Source organism: Archangium lansingense (assembly GCF_026626635.1).
GTDB classification, from domain to species: Bacteria; Myxococcota; Myxococcia; order Myxococcales; family Myxococcaceae; genus Archangium; species Archangium lansingense.
The window spans coordinates 12,291,004-12,307,574 of record NZ_JAPNKA010000001.1 but is presented as its reverse complement, the minus strand read 5'-3'; the positions used below and the strand labels follow the sequence as shown (position 1 = coordinate 12,307,574).

16 protein-coding genes and 1 pseudogene are annotated in these 16,571 nt (G+C 67.1%); 12 read left to right on the top strand and 5 right to left on the bottom strand.

Annotated elements, in window-relative coordinates; genetic code table 11:
* Positions 1-61 precede the first annotated feature (61 nt).
* Both OV287_RS49325 and OV287_RS49320 read right to left on the bottom strand, forming a co-directional pair.
* On the bottom strand, positions 62-1,606 hold the full coding sequence (locus tag OV287_RS49325; protein WP_267541041.1) for a PPC domain-containing protein: 1,545 nt from the start codon (positions 1,604-1,606) through the stop codon (positions 62-64).
* A gap of 334 nt (positions 1,607-1,940) precedes the next feature.
* Positions 1,941-2,444, bottom strand: coding sequence for a DUF6265 family protein (locus OV287_RS49320; protein ID WP_267541040.1), 504 nt, complete (start codon positions 2,442-2,444; stop codon positions 1,941-1,943).
* 34 nt (positions 2,445-2,478) lie between these two features.
* Between OV287_RS49320 and OV287_RS56645 the strand changes: the two genes are divergently transcribed.
* The gene (locus OV287_RS56645) at positions 2,479-2,757 is read left to right on the top strand and encodes a GTP-binding protein (RefSeq protein WP_373371939.1); all 279 of its coding nucleotides are present in this window, start codon (positions 2,479-2,481) and stop codon (positions 2,755-2,757) included.
* Between the two features lie 251 nt (positions 2,758-3,008).
* Positions 3,009-3,764, top strand: a complete 756-nt coding sequence (locus tag OV287_RS49315; RefSeq protein WP_267541039.1) for a hypothetical protein — start codon at positions 3,009-3,011, stop codon at positions 3,762-3,764.
* A 95-nt stretch (positions 3,765-3,859) separates the two neighbouring features.
* Here the strand turns inward: OV287_RS49315 and OV287_RS49310 are convergent, their stop codons facing one another.
* Positions 3,860-5,347: a serine/threonine-protein kinase gene (locus OV287_RS49310; RefSeq protein WP_267541038.1), complete on the bottom strand. Its 1,488-nt coding sequence runs from the start codon at positions 5,345-5,347 to the stop codon at positions 3,860-3,862.
* 317 nt (positions 5,348-5,664) lie between these two features.
* Between OV287_RS49310 and OV287_RS49305 the strand changes: the two genes are divergently transcribed.
* Positions 5,665-6,489, top strand: a complete 825-nt coding sequence (locus tag OV287_RS49305) for a hypothetical protein (RefSeq protein WP_267541037.1) — start codon at positions 5,665-5,667, stop codon at positions 6,487-6,489.
* Positions 6,490-6,690: 201 nt separating this feature from the next.
* On the top strand, positions 6,691-8,505 hold the full coding sequence (locus OV287_RS49300) for an AMP-dependent synthetase/ligase (RefSeq protein ID WP_267541036.1): 1,815 nt from the start codon (positions 6,691-6,693) through the stop codon (positions 8,503-8,505).
* 56 nt (positions 8,506-8,561) lie between these two features.
* Here the strand turns inward: OV287_RS49300 and OV287_RS49295 are convergent, their stop codons facing one another.
* Positions 8,562-8,807, bottom strand: a complete 246-nt coding sequence (locus tag OV287_RS49295) for an acyl carrier protein (protein ID WP_267541035.1) — start codon at positions 8,805-8,807, stop codon at positions 8,562-8,564.
* A complete protein-coding gene (locus OV287_RS49290; protein WP_267541034.1) occupies positions 8,804-9,205 on the bottom strand; it encodes an HIT family protein in 402 nt (133 codons plus the stop codon). Before OV287_RS49290 ends, OV287_RS49295 begins: the two co-directional genes overlap by 4 nt.
* An 88-nt stretch (positions 9,206-9,293) precedes the next feature.
* On the opposite strand from OV287_RS49290, the gene OV287_RS49285 reads away from it, so the two are divergent.
* The 8 genes and pseudogenes from OV287_RS49285 to OV287_RS56760 form a co-directional block, all read left to right on the top strand.
* The gene (locus OV287_RS49285; RefSeq protein ID WP_267541033.1) at positions 9,294-9,953 is read left to right on the top strand and encodes a 4'-phosphopantetheinyl transferase family protein; all 660 of its coding nucleotides are present in this window, start codon (positions 9,294-9,296) and stop codon (positions 9,951-9,953) included.
* The gene (locus tag OV287_RS49280) at positions 9,950-10,927 is read left to right on the top strand and encodes a 3-oxoacyl-[acyl-carrier-protein] synthase III C-terminal domain-containing protein (RefSeq protein ID WP_267541032.1); all 978 of its coding nucleotides are present in this window, start codon (positions 9,950-9,952) and stop codon (positions 10,925-10,927) included. The genes OV287_RS49285 and OV287_RS49280 overlap by 4 nt, the downstream gene beginning before the upstream one ends.
* Positions 10,928-10,982: 55 nt before the next feature.
* Positions 10,983-12,110, top strand: coding sequence for an SDR family oxidoreductase (locus tag OV287_RS49275; protein WP_267541031.1), 1,128 nt, complete (start codon positions 10,983-10,985; stop codon positions 12,108-12,110).
* 14 nt (positions 12,111-12,124) lie between these two features.
* Positions 12,125-12,391: an acyl carrier protein gene (locus OV287_RS49270; RefSeq protein ID WP_267541030.1), complete on the top strand. Its 267-nt coding sequence runs from the start codon at positions 12,125-12,127 to the stop codon at positions 12,389-12,391.
* A complete protein-coding gene (locus tag OV287_RS49265; RefSeq protein ID WP_267541029.1) occupies positions 12,388-13,386 on the top strand; it encodes a class-II aminoacyl-tRNA synthetase family protein in 999 nt (332 codons plus the stop codon). Before OV287_RS49270 ends, OV287_RS49265 begins: the two co-directional genes overlap by 4 nt.
* Positions 13,383-14,120, top strand: coding sequence for a hypothetical protein (locus tag OV287_RS49260; RefSeq protein WP_267541028.1), 738 nt, complete (start codon positions 13,383-13,385; stop codon positions 14,118-14,120). The genes OV287_RS49265 and OV287_RS49260 overlap by 4 nt, the downstream gene beginning before the upstream one ends.
* Positions 14,113-15,279: a fatty acid desaturase family protein gene (locus OV287_RS49255; protein ID WP_267541027.1), complete on the top strand. Its 1,167-nt coding sequence runs from the start codon at positions 14,113-14,115 to the stop codon at positions 15,277-15,279. Before OV287_RS49260 ends, OV287_RS49255 begins: the two co-directional genes overlap by 8 nt.
* Positions 15,280-15,339: 60 nt before the next feature.
* Positions 15,340-16,332, top strand: a pseudogene (locus OV287_RS56760) (AMP-binding protein); the annotation flags it as partial.
* Between the last annotated feature and the right edge of the window lie 239 nt (positions 16,333-16,571).

Here is a 16,571-nt window from a genome sequence, read left to right as displayed (position 1 = left end):
TTCCCCCAACCCCGGCCCTGAGGGAAGAAATCACCCCCAGGGCCGGGCACTGCTTCACATATCAGTCGAGGGTCGCCGTGATGGACACGCCGCTGTAGGCCGCGTAGCCGTACATCATCACGTAGTAGGTGACCGGGCTGATGACGTAGGTGGCACACGACTCCGAGTTGCCGCCATTGACGGACTTGCACTCGTAGGTGGTCGTGGTCGGCTGGAGATCCCGGCGGACATACACGTCCGCGTCCCCAGTGCCGCCCGTGGTCCGCACGGTCAGGAAGCCCTGGCCGGACGGCACGGTGACGCGCCAGTAGCGCATCGAGTCCATCGCCCCGGACAGTCCGGACACCGTCTGGCCGAGCGTCAGCACATCCGTGGGGGGATTGGGATTCCCGCCGCCGGTGACGTAGCTGCCGCGCAGGGTGGCGTTGGTGAGCGTCTGGGACGAACCCGCGTTGTAGACGCGCACGTGCCAGGTGCCGGCCGCGGGCGAGTTGATGGTGCACGACTGGCTGTTGTTGCTGGAGCCGCCCATCGTGCCCTTGCAATCATAGGACGACAGCGTGGGCACGGCTTCGCGCTTCACGTACAGGTGGGCGGAGCTCCCGGAGCCGCCGTAGGTGTTGAAGGTGACGCTGGTGGCTCCCGACGGGACGTAGAGCGTGTAGTCGCAGGAGAAGCCCCCCGGCGGCGCGCTCACGCCGTACGTGGACGAGTTGTTGGTGAGCGGGCTGGTGGATGTGCACCCCGGCTGGCCTTCCGACAGGGTGTAGGTGCCCGTGATGCCCACGCCGGAGAACGTCCCGGTGCCGTACAGGCGCGCGTAGTAGGTCCCGGGGGACGTCACGGAGACGGAGCAGCTCTCCGTGTTGGTGTAGTAGCTGGATTTGCAGTCGTAGACCGTCTCGGTGGGGGATGCTTCCCGGCGCACGAACAGGTCGCCGTTGCCGGTGCCTCCGCTGGTGGTGAACTCCACCCGGGTGGCCCCGGTGGGGACATAGAGCTTGTAGATGCAGGACCAGCTGCCCGTGGTCGCGCCCACGCCGGTCGCTGGCACGCCGTTGCTCAGGGTGGTGCTGCTGGTGCAGCCACCCGTGCCGGCAGGCGTGTACGTCGCCTTCAGACTCAGGCCGCTGAACGCACTGTAGCCATAGAGCTTCACGTAATACGTGCCCGCCTGCGCGCCGGAGATGGAACAGGCCTCCGCGTTGCTGGAGCCCGCGGAAGAACAGTCGTTATCCCCCGACGTCGGCTCCGAGCCACGCTTCACGTACAGATCCGCGTCGCCCGAACCGCCGGTGGTGGTGAAGGTGAGGTTGCTGTTCGAAGAAGCGACGGACAGCGTGTACGTGCAGGACCATTCCCCTGTGTTCGCGCTGATGTTGGTGATGGCCACGTTGGGCGTGAGGGCGATGTTGCCGGAGCAGGCGGCCATGGCCCGCACGCGTTCCTCCGGCGGCGGTCCCTTCTTCGCCGCCGGGGCTTGTTCGCCGGCCTCGGGGATGGGCTCCACCGCTGCCTCCGGGCCCTGTTCCAGCTCCGCGCCACAGCCCGTCACGGCACACGTCAGCCACGCCGCGGCCAAAGCCTTCCATGCAAGACGATTCAAGTTTTTTCTCATTTGTGGAAATGTGTTTCATCCGGAGCGGCGAAAGCCTGTCGTCACTGGCCGCCGGATGATGCGAAAGCTATCAAGCGTGTCTGACATTCTGGCTGGGGCCGGCACCGCGCGGCGGGTGCGGGTGCATGACACAGGTCCAGGCCGTCCGGGGTAGGGTGCCCGGGCGAGCTGTCAGGTCGGCGAACCGCGAGTCGTCCATGAGATGGCCCCAGGTGGCCCGACAACACCTGGCTGTGCCGTTGCCGATGCCCGGTATCAGAGCACAGGCAGCGCGGAGCCCGCCCGGAAGCAGTGGGGCGCGCATTCCACGGGTGGAGGCACGTCAGCGGGACAGGGTGAAGCGATGGACGACGGCTCCCTCCTTGTCCATCAGGGAGATGTCGAGCGTGTGGCCCTGCTGGAGGCGGTAGACGATGCGCCGCACCTGATCCTCGCCTGGCGTCTCGAAGATTGCCTGCCCCACCCCGTCCGTCTCCACGAGCGCGTACTCCAGTGCGCGGCCGTCGCTCTCCTGGGGCGTGAGCTTGGGACCGAAGTGCAACAGCCGCATGATGACGGCATCACCGTCCCGCTCGAGCGTCATCAACTCATGGAAGCCGGCCGTTCCGTTCTTCATCGCCCGGAACATTCCAATCATCGACTCTCCCTCGGGCGCGCTCCAGGTCTCCTCGAAGTAGGTCGTCCCCGCCTTGCCATGCCAGCGGCCGGAGAGCCAGTCGAGCCGCATCACGGCCGTTGGCTGGGACGGCGCGGAGGGCGTGGGGGGCGACGACGCGCAGGCCGTCAGGAGCGTCAAGGCGAGCAGCAGGGGAAGGGGCGAGGTCACGGGCCCCGGTTAGCGCAGTTCCTCGCGAGAGGGAATCTTCCCTGACACGCCGCGCCCGTCGGGGTCAGGGGGCGCGCCGCGCGACGGCGGGCACGTATGTCCTGTCGTCGGGGGCCGCCGCCAGAAACTGGTCTTCATCGGCGTGGGCCTCGATGAACGGGCCCTGCACGCCAGGCTGGATGCAGTGCTCCTGACGGAGCCGTCCTCAAGAGGCTCAGGTCCCCTGCCGCGCCCCTCATGGGAGGAGCATGCCCAGGCATGTGACTGCGATGCTCCCCCAAGCGGGGGCGGAGGAGGCGAGCGTGGAGCCTGAGGCGGTGGAAAGGAGGGAGCCGAAGAAGGAGCGGACGGAGCGAGTGGATCAGGCGGGGCTGCTGATGAGGACGTTGGACTTCGACGTGTCCGCCTGCGTGAGCTGTGGAGGCAGGCGGAGTGTATTGGCGCGAGCCCGGGCCGAGGTGCCCTCCGGGCCGGTGGCGCGAGGAGCTCGGCCTGCTGGACCTCGCTCATGGAACTCTCGAGTGCCCACGGTCGTTCAAGAGGGTCGTCTCTCGGAGGACTCCCATGGTGTTCACCCTTGGATTGATCGCCCTGCTCGCGGCCACTCCCGCTGAGCCTGTCGAGCTCGAGGTCTTCGTTCCGCTGTGCGACGGTGCTCAGCTCGACTGCGGTCGGAGGGGAGCCGGGGACCCACGTTCCCTGGAGGCGAATCTCTATTGGGGAGCCGCCTTTGGTGCGGAGCGGTTCCTGTCCCGCGCTCCAGGCTTCCGGGTTCGAAGCCGGCGCGATGGCCCCCCTGCCTCCGGGGTACTGCGCGAGCTCGTCATCGAGCGGGCGGCCACGAAGGGAGAGCGGCTTGTCCGGCTCTCACTCCGGGCCTACTCCGGAGATCGGATCGATGACGCCCTGGAAGACTTCCTGCGCGCGGCCGCTGGCGGGAGCTCAGCGGACCTCGTGGTCTGGGCCGGGCACGACCGGCTCATGGACCGGGCTCCGCCCGAGCTCCGGGCCCTCCCGGGTGCCACACCGCGGCCCGTCGCGGTGCTGGCCTGCATGAGCGAGCAGTACTTCGGGCCGGTGCTGCAGTCCCTCGGGGCTCGGCCGGTCGTACTCACCCGGACCATGATGGCACCGGAGGCCTACCTCCTCGAGGCGCTGGCGGCGACGGTTGCGAGGCATGGGCCCACCGAGGCGGGACTCCTTCGCACCGCGCTGGTGGACGCCTATGCCCGCTATCAACGCATCACGCCCCGAGCCGCGGGCACGGTCTTCTCCAGGCTCCCCCAGCCTCAGGTGGTGGCGTCGCAGCCGAAGCAGTGACGATCGCTCGCGCCCTGCTGCGCGTCTTCCAATCCCCACCGGTGGAGGCCACCCGGGAGACACCCTCTCCTTCTGGGAGAGGGTGGGGGTGAGGGTCATCCCCTGTATCTCTCGGAGCTGCGCGCGACGGCGGGCACATACGTCCTGTCGTCGGGAGCTGCCGCCACCGGCTGATCGGGCCGACCCACCTCGGGCGTGGGTCCATCCGCGTCGAGCAGCACGCTCTCGAGCACATCCCGGAATCGCTCGCGCAGGGACTCCTCGTACAGCACGAAGCGCACCTCACGCAGCCGGCTGCCGCCCAGCAGCAGGTGCCAGCGCAGCGCCGAGGCCTCCGCGCGTGCGCTCGCCTCGACGGTGACCCTTCCCGCGCCCGTGCCGAGAGCCGGCACGGCGAGCGAGCTCAAACCCTCCTCCTCCGCGGTGAGCAGCGCCCGCTGCATCGCCCTTCCGATGCAGCTCACCTCTTCCCACGCGCTCACTGCGTGCAGCACCCGCCGGCACTCGAGCCGCCCCGCTCCCGTGGAGATGCACGCTCCCAGAGGCTGCTCTCCCCAGTTGCGCGCCTCCTGCTCGATGCTCTCCCCGCCGTGAGCACGCAGGGCCGCCGCGGCACCTCCGCTCATGCTCAGCTCGGGAACGGCCGGGCTCACAATGCCGTCTACGCGCGCCCGCGCGAGGTCTCCGGTCTCACAGACAATCCGCGTGGGGCCGAAGGCCAGGGTGCCATCGTCCAGGCGCGCGGCGGCACTCGGCGGGCGCGTGGTGGTGGCCAGCCGATCGAACAGGTGACGCACCTGGGCCACGTCAGAGAATCGGGCCTCGGGGTGGGGCGCGAGCATGCGTGCCAGCACGTGCTGGAAATATGCCTCCTCGGGACCGCTGGGCGTGGGGAAGACGGGGTGCGCCTCGCCGCGGCGCCGGGGCTCGAGCCCCTCGAAGGGAGGCCGACCGTAGCGCAGATGATAGGCGGTGGCGCCCAGGCCAAACACGTCCGCACGCCGGTCGAACGCCTCCCCGCGCAGCACCTCGGGGGCCATGTACGGCCCGGTGCCGGAGATGTCCCCCACCTGCTCGCGGCCCACGCTTTTGGCTACCGCGATGCCGAAGTCACCCAGCTTGGTGCCCAGCTCCGGCGAGTCGAGGATGTTCGACGGCTTGAGGTCGCGGTGCAGGATGCCGGTGAGGTGTGCGTCGGCGAGCCCTTCGGCCACTTGAGCGAGCACCTCGCAGACGAACCACAAGGGCAACCCGTACCCCAGGGCCCGGCGCCTGCGCACGTCCACCTCGTCCATGTCGATGCCGTCCACGTACTCCTGCACCAGCAGCGGAGTTCCCTTGTGGATGCGCACGTCGGTGGCTCGCACCACGCGGTGGCTGGGCACGCGCGCCATCAGCCGGGCCTCGTTGAGCATGCGCCGGTAGCGCTCCTCGGGGTCCGCCTGGAAGTGCGGCTTGAGCGTCTTCACCACCAGTGGCGAGGCGAGCAGCACATGGCGAGCAAGCCACACGTCGCTCATCCCGCCGCCGCCGATGCGGCCCCAGATCTCGTAATCCCCGATGCGCGCGCCGGCCTCGATCATGGTGCGGGTTCCTCTCATACCCTGGAGGTCCCCGCATGTCGAAGGGGGGAGGCCGCATCCAGCCGGTGCGAGTCGTCGCGCACCCGGAGAGGACACGCGCCCCCCTGTGCCGGACGAGTTACGGGGCCTTATGACAGACGTCATTCACAAACATCTCCTCGAAACCCTCGGCGGAATGTTACGAGAAATACATAAAATCCTGGGATGTTGACTTTATCGGCTTTTTGTCTAGTTTGCCCGCCCGCTTCACCTGACGAGCAGGATCAGGCGAGAAAACCATGCTCATGAAGAACGTGGGCTTACTCTGGGGAAATCACATGAAGACGTCTCTCAAGCGGATGGCCGCCACGGTAGCGGTCACCATGCTCGGCGCCGTACTCAACCCTGTCGCGGCGCACGCCGGTACCCGGTTCGCCCCGACCACCACCGACACCGGCCAGGTGTATGACCTGGTGATCGAGTACATGTTCAACAACGGCGACGCCCTGCACTTCGCCGCCGACTCGAACCAGATCCAGCAGGACTTCTTCGAGTCCGCGCCGATCAACAAGCTCTATTACGTCAAGCAGACGAACACGACGTTCTGGGAGCGCTTCGGCATCAGCGACAGCGCCATCGCCCTCGAGCGCGACACCACCGCGCCTCCCGGCTCGCCCAACAATTCCTATGACGCCTACCCGCACGGCAGTCTGTGGATGCCCCGCTACTGGACGGTGGGCCAGGAGACCAGCTTCAGCACCACCATCAAGTGGTTCGACAAGACGACCTGCCGCTACACGGGCCGGCAGGATCCCTGGACGTACGGGCGCCACTTCCTGCGCTACCAGGGGCCCATGGCCATGGGCGGCAGCCTCGGCACCATCGACGTCGTCATCATCGACCGGTACCACTGGATCTCCGACGATCCGAACTCGGCCCAGTACTACAACAGCCCCGAGGCCGAGCGCTTCTGGTTCGCCCGCGGCCGCGGCTGGGTGCGCTGGGACTACTTCGCCAACCGCACCACCACCACGAAGTGGAACTACTCCGACCCCACCAGCCTGCTGAGCCCCGGTGCCACCACCACGGTGCTCTTCACCACCAACAGCCCCAACAACAACTCCAAGACGCCGAACAAGCTCTGCAACGGTGGCGTCTTCTGATTCTTGACGCGGTGGGTCATCCACTTGCTTGGGCGGCGGGTGACCCACCCATGCTTTCTTTTTCCACCACTGGTGTGGGGAAAAGCGCTTCCGGACCCATCCAGTAGGGCCCCGAGTTGGAGTAGCGTCCCGGGTCCTGAGGCACAGGGGGGGTCCCAGGACCACCGCCCACTTCCCAGAACCCAAGGAGCCCGAACCCCGATGACGAGCCCCAAGTTCGAGACGCTGGTCGATGTCTTTCTTCAGAGCATTGCTTCCTTCGGCCCACGGCCGCTCTTCGGTGAGAAGAAGAACGGACAGTGGACGTGGATGACGTACATCCAGTTCGGCCAGATGGTGGATGACCTGCGCGGTGGTTTGGCCCAGCTCGGCGTGACGCACGGAGATCGGGTGGCGGTCATCGCCAACAACCGTCACGAGTGGGCGGTGGGCGCCTACGCCTGTTACACGCTGGGGGCCGCTTACGTCCCCATGTACGAGGCGCAGCTCGACAAGGAGTGGGCGTACATCCTCAATGATTGCGGCGCCAAGGTGGTATTTGCCGCCACCGACGCCATCGCGGCCAAGCTCAAGGCGCTCAAGCCGGAGCTTCCCGCGCTCGAGCACATCATCCGCTTCACCGGCACCGCCACCGAGCCGGACACCTTCGCGTGTTTGCTACGCCGCGGCGCCGACACGCCCAGCCCCGTCACCCAGCCCAAGGCTGCGGACCTGGCCGGCCTCATCTACACCTCGGGCACCACCGGCAACCCCAAGGGTGTGATGCTCAGCCACTCCAACCTCGCGCGCAACGTGCAGGCCATGCACGAGCTCTTCCCGATGAACAAGGAGGACCGCTCGCTGTCCTTCCTGCCGTGGGCGCACTCCTTCGGGCAGAACGTGGAGCTCAACGGCCTCTTCTCCATGGGCGCCTCCATGGGCATCGCCGAGGGCGTGGACAAGATCGTCGACAACCTCGCCGAGGTGCAGCCGACGCTGCTCTTCTCGGTGCCGCGCATCTTCAACCGCATCTATGACGGCTTGCAGAAGCGCATGGCCGCGGAGAAGCCCATCAAGCGCATGCTCTTCAACCGCGGCCTGGAGGTGGCCAAGCAGCGCAAGGCCCTGTCAGACAAGGGCCAGAGCAGCGTGCTGTTGGATCTGCAGCATGGCTTCTTCGACAAGGTCGTCTTCTCCAAGGTGCGCGCTCGCTTCGGCGGCCGGCTGAAGTACGCCTTCAGCGGCGCGGCGGCCATCTCGCGCGAGGTGGCGGAGTTCATCGACAACCTCGGCATCACCGTCTACGAGGGCTACGGCCTCACCGAGACGTCCCCCATCGCCACCGCCAACTACCCCAACAACCGGAAGATCGGCTCGGTGGGCAAGGCCGTCCCCGGCACGCGCGTCGTCATCGACCGCTCCGAGACGGGCGACCCCAAGCAGGGGGAGATCGTCGTCTACGGCCACAACGTGATGATGGGCTACTACAACCTGCCCGACGAGAACGCGAAGGTCTTCACCGCCGACAGCGGCTTCAAGACCGGTGACATGGGCGTGCTCGATGACGACGGCTACGTCTGGATTACCGGCCGCATCAAGGAGCAGTACAAGCTGGAGAACGGCAAGTACGTGGTGCCGGTGCCCATCGAGCAGGGGCTGCAGCTCTCGCCCTTCATCACCAACGTGATGCTGCACGGGCAGAACAAGCCCTTCAACGTGGCCATCATCGTCCCGGACATGGAGTCGCTGAAGAAGTGGGCCACCGAGAAGGGGCTCGACATCAGCTCCATCCCCGAGCTGCTCAAGCGTGAAGAGGTGCAGCAGCTCTACCGCGAGCAGATCAACCAGTTCTGCAAGGAGGCCAAGGGCTACGAGAAGCCCCAGCGCTTCCTGCTCATCAGCGAAGACTTCACCACCGCCAACGACATGCTGACGCCCTCGCTCAAGCTCAAGCGGCGCAACGTGCTCAAGAAGTTCGGCGAGGCCGTGGACGCGCTGTACGCCGAGGCCGAGAAGAGCGGCGAGCGCGCGGCCTGAGTTTCACGAGGGCCCGGCGGGCTCCGGCACCTCTCGGGTGCCAGAGCCCCCGTACCTCAGGCGGCCTTCGCCAGGAAGGCCGCCACTGACTCGATGGTGGGGTACTGCCGCAGCAGCGTCTCGTCGAGCTCCCGCTGCAGCCAAGTCTCCAACTCTCCGATGACGCGCAGCTGCTCCATGGAGTCCAGCCCGTAGTGCTGGAAGGGCGCGCGCACGTCGATGTCCGCGGGCGTCAGCTCCAGGAAGCCCGCCACTCTCTCCACCAGCCAGCGCTGAATGTCCTCAGACGTCCTCGCGCTCACTTGCCCGTGCCCTGACGCAGGCGCGTCGCCATGGCCGCCAGCTCGGACTGCTCCGTCGGCGTGCCCACGATGGGGGGCAGATCCGCCATGGAGTCGGTGGGAATCAGGTGCACGTGGGCATGCGGCACCTCGTAGCCCAGCACCACCTCCACCACGCGCTTGCACCCGGTGCGCTCCTTGAGCAACTGCGCCACCGTGCGCACCGCCTGCATCAGCTCCACGTACCGTTGCGGCTCCAGGTCGAACAGGTAGTCCCCGTCCGCCTTCGGAATCACCAGCGTGTGTCCGGGCTTCACCGGCCGGATGTCGAGGAAGGCCAGGTGCTTGTCGTCCTCCCAGACCTTGTGACAGGGAATCTCACCGCGAACGATGCGGGCGAAGATGTTGTTCTCAGCCACTCTGTGCTCTCCGTCTTGATTGAAAAGTCGGTGCTCCCTTGATTACCGGGCAGGTCTACTTTACACACTAAGTATGGACTCTGGGGTGATGCAGCGCACGGCGATCGCTCATCCGGAGGGGTTCACGTTCCTTTCGTGGGGTGGGGTGGGCGTTGGCGTGTTGGAGGAGCGGCTGGATGGCCCCCTCCTCAAGTACTTCCTGTCACCCAGGGAGCAGGTGTTCCTCGACCAGATGGTACTGCCCCAGCGCCAGCCCGAATGGTTACGCGGACGTCACGTGTGCAAGCAGGTGGTCCGGGAGCTGCTCGGCCCAGAGTGTCTGGCGCGCCAGGTGGAGGTGTTGCCGGATCCCCAAGGTGTGCCACAGTTGCACTTGCAGGCGGGTTTCGGGTCCCTGGAGGTGTCACTCAGCCATGCGCGCGCACTGTCGGTGGTGGCCGTTACGGCAGAGGGGCGGGTCGGGGTGGACGTAGAGTCCGTGGCCCCCGTGGAGGAGCGCCTGTGGCACTTCTTCCTCACACCCGCTGAGCGGACTCGCTGCGAGCAGGAGCCGGAGCTGGCCTTGAAGCTGTGGGTGCTGAAAGAGGCGCTCTACAAGGCCGTCCGCCCACCCCGGCATGTGCCGCTGCGTCATCTGGTGCCCGAGCTGGGTGAGGGCGTGCTCCGGCTCGCTCCTCCTTATGAGCGCGAGCTCTCCTTCACTTTCCTGACCCTCCGCAACCACCTGCTGGCCGTCGTGCGCTCATGAATCCCTCCTCCTCTATCCGTATCCACGGCATTCACTACACGCTGCCCGAGCGGCAGGTCGGCCTCGAGCAGCTCGCGGCGGAAGGGCGCCTCGTCAGCACGCCCGAGACGATGCGTGACTTCGGCTTCGGCGACTGCCGGGTGTCCAACGTGCCGGCCACGCAGCTCGCCTCCACCACCCTCAAGGCGCTGCTGGAGCGCCACGGGGTGGATCCTCTAGAGGTGGGGTTGCTCATCAATGCCAGCGTGCTGCCCACCAGCTCGCTGGTGCCGCGCGGAGAGTCGCTCGCCGAGTTCCCCACCGGGGAGAATGCGCACCTGGGGTTGTTCCGCTTCTCCAGCACGCGCCTCCAGGACGAGCTGGGCCTGTCCAACGCGCGCACGGTGGGCCTGAGCGAGCTGGGCTGTGTGTCCCTGTCCCATGCGGTGTGGCTGGCCCATGCCGTCATGGAGATGGAGGACTTGAAGTACGCCCTGTGCGTCAACGCGGACGTCTTCCCCGACGGCATCAAGCGCGAGGTGGTCTACAACGTCTGCAGCGACTCGGCGTGCGCGGTGCTGTTGTCTCGCAACCCCGAGGGCTTGCGACTCAAGACGTACCACACGCTCACCCGCGGCTATTACTGGGACCCGGACGGCCACCAGAACGAGCTGCTCGCCGCCTACTTCCCCACCGGCAAGCGCATTCTGGAGAAGACCTTCAAGGCCAGCGGCCTGGCGCGTGAGGACATCAAGCTCCTCATCCCTCACAACGTCAGCCTGCGCAGCTGGGAGATCCTCAGCAAGTTCACCGGCATTCCGCTGGAGAAGATCTACACGGAGAACATCCGCCCCAAGGGTCACTCAGTTGCGGCGGACAATTGGATCAACCTCAAGGACGTCATCGATCGCGGTCTGGTGAAGAAGGGCGACCACGTGATGATGTTCTCCTTCGGGCTCGGCGCCCACTGGGGCTGCAGCATCGTGCAGATCTAGTTCCGCCCGGGTTCGCCTCTCTCCCCCCGGAGTTCCCCCCAGAGGTTCCCCCCTCATGCATCTGTTTCTCACCGGAGTCACCGGCGCCGTCGGTATGGAAATGGCGCGCTGGATTGCCCGCAACACGCCGAAGGCGCGGGTGTATGCGCTCATCCGGGCCCCTTCGTCCGTGGTGCTCAAGGCCCGCTGGTCGAAGCTGGCGGCGAAGCTATGGCCGGATGTCTCGGCGCGCCCGCCCGAGGGCCAGTTCATCCCCGTGCTGGGTGACATCACTCAGCCAGGGCTGGGGCTGTCACCCGAGGATGCGGCGCGGCTGGCCAGTGAGGTGACGCACGTCATCCACTCGGCGGCCAACGTCGAGCTGGACGCGCCCCTGCCGGAGGCGCGGCAGGCCAACGTGGACGGCACCCGCCATGTCTTCGAGGTGGTGCGCACCTTCCGTAGGCTGGAGCGCGCCGGCTACGTGAGCACCCTCTTCGTCGCGGGCAAGCGCCCGGGCCGTTTCCTGGAGACGGATGAGGTGCACGAGGCGGACTTCGTCAACCCGTACGAGCAGAGCAAGTACGAGGCGGAGCACCTCGTGCGCGGGCTGATGAAGGAGCTGCCCATCGCCATGTACCGGCTGGCCTACCTCATCGGCCGGGATGACGGCGAGGTGACGCGGTACAACTCCATGCACTCGCTCATGCGGCTCTTCTACCAGGGGCACGTGGGCGCGTTTCCGGGCACGCCGGACTCGCGGATGGACTTGTCCTCCAACGACTACGCGGCCGCCGCTTTGCTCACGCTCTTCCTGGAGCACTACCAGCCGGGACGCACCTTCCACATCGGTAACGGCGACGAGGGCCTGCGGCTGCAGGACTTCATCGACACCATGACCGAGGTGTCCGCGGAGACGGAGCGGCGCTGGGCCCAGGGCGTCTTCCTCCCGCCGGACGTGGTGGACGAGGACACGTACACGCTGCTGCGGCGCACGCTACTGCAGACCCAGAACAAGCAGTCCCACGAGGTCATCCGCCTCGGGGACACCATGTACGGGCACCTGCTGGCGAGCCAGGTGTTTGACGCCAGGCCCGTGCACGCGTTGCTCGGCGAGCGGGTGAAGCCGCCGCCCGCGAAGCAGTTGCTGCGCGACGTGCTGCGCCACTGCGTGGCCACCGATTGGGGTCGTAACCGCATCTGACGAGGGACAGACTCATGGACAGGAATCAGTTCGAGGAGCGGCTGCTCACCTTCATTCGCAAGCTGTGCGTGGAGAACGGCATCACCGCGGACATCGGCCGGGACACCGCGTTGTTCGAGAACCGGCTCATCAACTCCATGCGCATCATTGACCTGATGGGCTTCATCGAGAGCGAGCTCTCCATCGAAGTTCCCGAGGACAAGTTGACGATGAACTTCTTCCGCACGCCGCGGATCATCGCCGACACGTTCTGCCCCGCGGGTGGAGAGGCGAAGGCATGAGCGCGCTGACGGTAGACCCGAAGAGCCTGGCCTTTGGCTCCGGGCGTTCGCCCCGGCCCGAGACCATCGGCCAATTGCTGGAGCGGGGAGACCTGCGCTCCTACGACAACGGCACGCTGGGCATGTCCGGCCCCGCGCTGTGGCTGTTCCGCTACTTCGAGCGCAAGTTCCTCGAGCTGGCGTTCAAGTACGGCGCCTCCGAGCGCCAGTACCCCACGCTGATGCCCATCTCCGTGATGGAGCGGACGGACTACTTCAAGTCCTTCCCGCACCACGCCACCTTCGCCATGTGCCTGGACCGGGACGCCACGCCCATGCGCCAGTTCGTGGACGCGGTGAAGGGTGGCCAGCGCGTCGAGGAGTCGGCGGCCTCCCGGGTGCGCTCGGCGGGCGCGGTGCTGTCCGGCGCCGTCTGCTACCACTGCTACGCGGAGCTGCAGGACCGCGCCATCACCGGCGAGCCCCTGGTGCTCACCACGCAGGGCCGGTGCTTCCGCTACGAGCACGGGGAGTTCGCCCCGCTGCGCCGGCAGTGGGAGTTCACCATGCGGGAGATCGTCCTGCTGGGGCCCGAGGCGCCCATCGCCAGCATGCGCGAGAAGCTGCTGCTGGAGGTGGTGGAGTTCGCGAAGTCGCACGGCCTTACCGGGCGCATCGACGTGGCGTCCGACCCGTTCTTCGGAGCGGTGGAGGGCCGGGCGCGCACGCTGCTGCAGCGGGCGCAGTCGCTCAAGTATGAGCTGCTGGTGGATGTCACCGGGCAGAAGGGGGGCGATCTGGCCATCGCATCCTTCAACCTGCACGGGGACTCGTTCTCCCGCACCTTCGGTCTCACCCTGCCGGACGGCCAGCTGGCCAGCACGGGCTGCATTGCCTTTGGCCTGGAGCGCTGGGTGGCCGCCTTCACCGCCTACCACGGGGTGGACCCCGCAGCGTGGCGCGAGGTGATTCCCGCCTCGGAGTTCGCACCCTCACCGAATCGAGGAGCGGTATGACGACGGAGCGCTACTACTACGACTTCTTCGGCGCCAAGTCGGAGTCGCGTTGGAACGTGGAGAAGGACATCCCCTGGGGGGAGATTGACCGGGAGGCCGCGCTGAGCCAGCCGGACATCCTGGATAAGGTGCGGCGCACGGCGCTCATCGAGTCCTACCACGCCCTGGGCACCGTCTCGCTCATCAAGCTGCTCTATCAGGACGTGGACGCCACCTCGGTGTTCCAGGTGGAGTGCTTCGAGGGCTTCCGGCACTTCTGGAGCCTGCGGCGCTACCTGGACCTGGTGGGCTTCGAGCCGCGCATCACCGACGAAGAGTTGGTGGAGATCCGTGAGCGCAACATCGAGCACGTCAACTACAAGCCCGAGGACACCGTCCAGGAGCTGGTGAACTTCATCTGGTCCGAGCACGCGGCGGGCTACTTCGCCCGGCAGCTCGGCGCACAGTGCAAGGACAAGGTGCTGGCGAAGCTGCTCGGCTTCATCTCCGTGGACGAGTTCCGCCACGCGGAAGGCGGCTACCAGATTCTCACCAAGTTGCTGGAGCGCCAGCCGGAGCTGAAGCCCGAGGTGCTGCGCGCGGCGAGCAATTTCAAGCACTACGGCTGGCACGTGTGCGAGCTGCCGGTGGCGGTGGAGAACGACTTCACCACCGTGCTGCAGATGAAGCGCAAGTTCGAGAAGGTGTGCGGTGCCCGCATCGTGAGCTGGCGCGAGGGCTGGTCCAATGGCTGAGGCGGCTCGGCGGCTGAGTCCCGAGGCGCACGAGCCGTCCTCGCCCGTAGCCAACAAGGCGGGCTGGGTCCTTCAGGAGCCCGTCTTCGGGTGGACCACGCCGGACGGCAAGCCGAAGGAGCCCACGGTGGGCGAGGCGCTGCGCGAGTGGTGGAGCGCGGTGAACTTCTTCGCCGACGCGCGGCGGCTGCCGTCGGCGCTGCATGTCGCCTTCCACCTGGCAACGCTGGGGAGCCTGGTGGCCCTGGTGGGCTGGCACCTGTCGTTGAAGAGTGCGCTGTACTTCTCCGTGTCCGCCTTCTTCCTGGCCACGGTGACGCACACCGCGTGGCTGCACCGCTATTGCTCGCACAAGGCCTTCGATTTCCGCAGCCCGTGGCTGGCGCGCGTCTTCCTATGGCTCAACGGCATGACCGTCCGCGAGGACACCTATGCGATTCCGCACCGGGTGCACCACCAGCGCTCGGACAGGGTAGGGGACCCGTACGGCCCCCACCTGGGACGCATTGGCAGCTACCTGGCCATCGAGTCGGTGGCGAAGTTCAACACCGACATGGCGCCGGAGCAGTACGAGCACGTGGCGAAGACGGTGAACCACATCGGCTTCCCCGTCAGTACGTACGAGCAGTTCCGGCGCACGGGCACGGTGGAGCATGCCGGGCACCTGGCGGTGCGCACGATCTTCGCGCAGGTGTTCTGGAGCGGATTGGCATACGTGGTGGGCGGCGTGCCGTGCGTGCTGGCCTGGTACGCGGCGGTCTTCTTCGTCACCTTCCTGATCCGCGACTTCAACTACCTCGGCCACGGTGGCCGGCGGCCACGGGCGAAGATTCAGGGCTGGGAGTTCGACGATCGGACCCTGGCCCTCAACCAGGTTTTCTACGGCCTCCTCGCCTCCGAGTGGCACAACAACCACCACAAGTTCCCCCGCTCGGCGAACCTGCAGCTCGTCCCGGCGCAGGTGGACATGTCCTTCCTCTTCATCCGCCTGTTGCACGCGGTGGGGGTGGTCACCTCCTACGTGGACGCGGTGCCTCGCTTCCGGCAGCAGCTCGCCGATGGCAAGGCGGTGCGTCCCATCGCCGGAGACGAGGAGTACGCCAACGCCACCGGCATCGCAGACGGCAACGACGGCACGCCCCTCCCCGAGCGTTCCTGAACTTCCTGGACGTCATCCCGAGGACCCGCGGATGTCCCCTCTCCCAAAGGGAGAGGGAGCATGCGCAACCCAGAATCCCTACCCCCGACCTGGAGCACCTCCCCCATGGCTTCTGACTGCATCTCGGGCGCGACCTCGCTCGCCCAAATTCTTCACCGCCGCGCCGAGCGTCACCCGGAGCGCAGGGCCCTCACCTTCATCGCCCGCGGCACCGAGGAGCGTAAGGCGCACTCCTTCGCGGGACTGGACCAGCGAGCCCGCACCATCGCCGCGCTGCTGAAGTCCCATGGGGTGGAGGGCGATCGCGCCCTGCTGCTCTATCCCCAGAGCGCTGAGTACGTGGAGGCCTTCCTGGGCTGTCTCTACGCGGGCACGGTGGCGGTGCCGGCCTACCCGCCGGACCCCACCCGCCTGGAGCGCACCTTGGGCCGGTTGCTCGGCATCATCGCGGACTGTCGTCCCAAGGTGGTGCTGTCCACCGCGGAGATCTGCGCCATGGCGGCCGCCTTCGCCGAGCAGGTGCCCGGACTGGGCGAGCTGACGTGGCTGGCCACGGATCAAGCGGACCTGGGCGTGGCGCCGCTGGAGTCGCCGGCCAGCGCGCGGAGCGAGCAGCTCGCCTTCCTCCAGTACACCTCGGGCTCCACCTCGTCGCCCAAGGGGGTGATGGTGAGCCATGGCAACCTGCTGGCGAACCTCGCGCACATCCGTGGCAGCGTGGCGCTGGGTGAGGACTCGTGCTCGGTGACGTGGCTGCCGTCCTTCCACGACATGGGCCTGGTGGATGGGCTGCTGGAGGGCTTCTATTCGGGCTACCCGGTGTACCTGATGTCCCCGGCGGACTTCCTCAAGCACCCGCTGCGCTGGCTGCAGGCGGTGTCTGCCTTCAAGGTGACGCACTCGGGCGGACCCAACTTCGGCTACGAGCTGTGCGTGCGCAAGGCGACGCCCGAGGCCCTGGCTGCGTTGGACTTGTCCTCGTGGCGCAGCGCCTACTGCGGCGCTGAGCCCGTGCGCGCGGGCACCATGCGGCGCTTCATCGAGACGTTCTCTCCGCGGGGCTTCTCCCCCTCGGCACTCTTCCCCGTGTTCGGCCTGGCGGAAGTGACGCTCAAGGCTCCGGGCCCGCAGGGGCGGGGTGTGGTGACGCTGAGCGTGGACAAGGAGGCGCTCAAGGAGGACCGGGTGCTGCCGCTGCCCGCGGGCGATGCCAACGCCGCGGAGATCGTCTCCTGTGGCGAGTCCGAAGAGGGTTACGGCCTGGCCATCGTGGACCCGAGTCTCGCGATGCG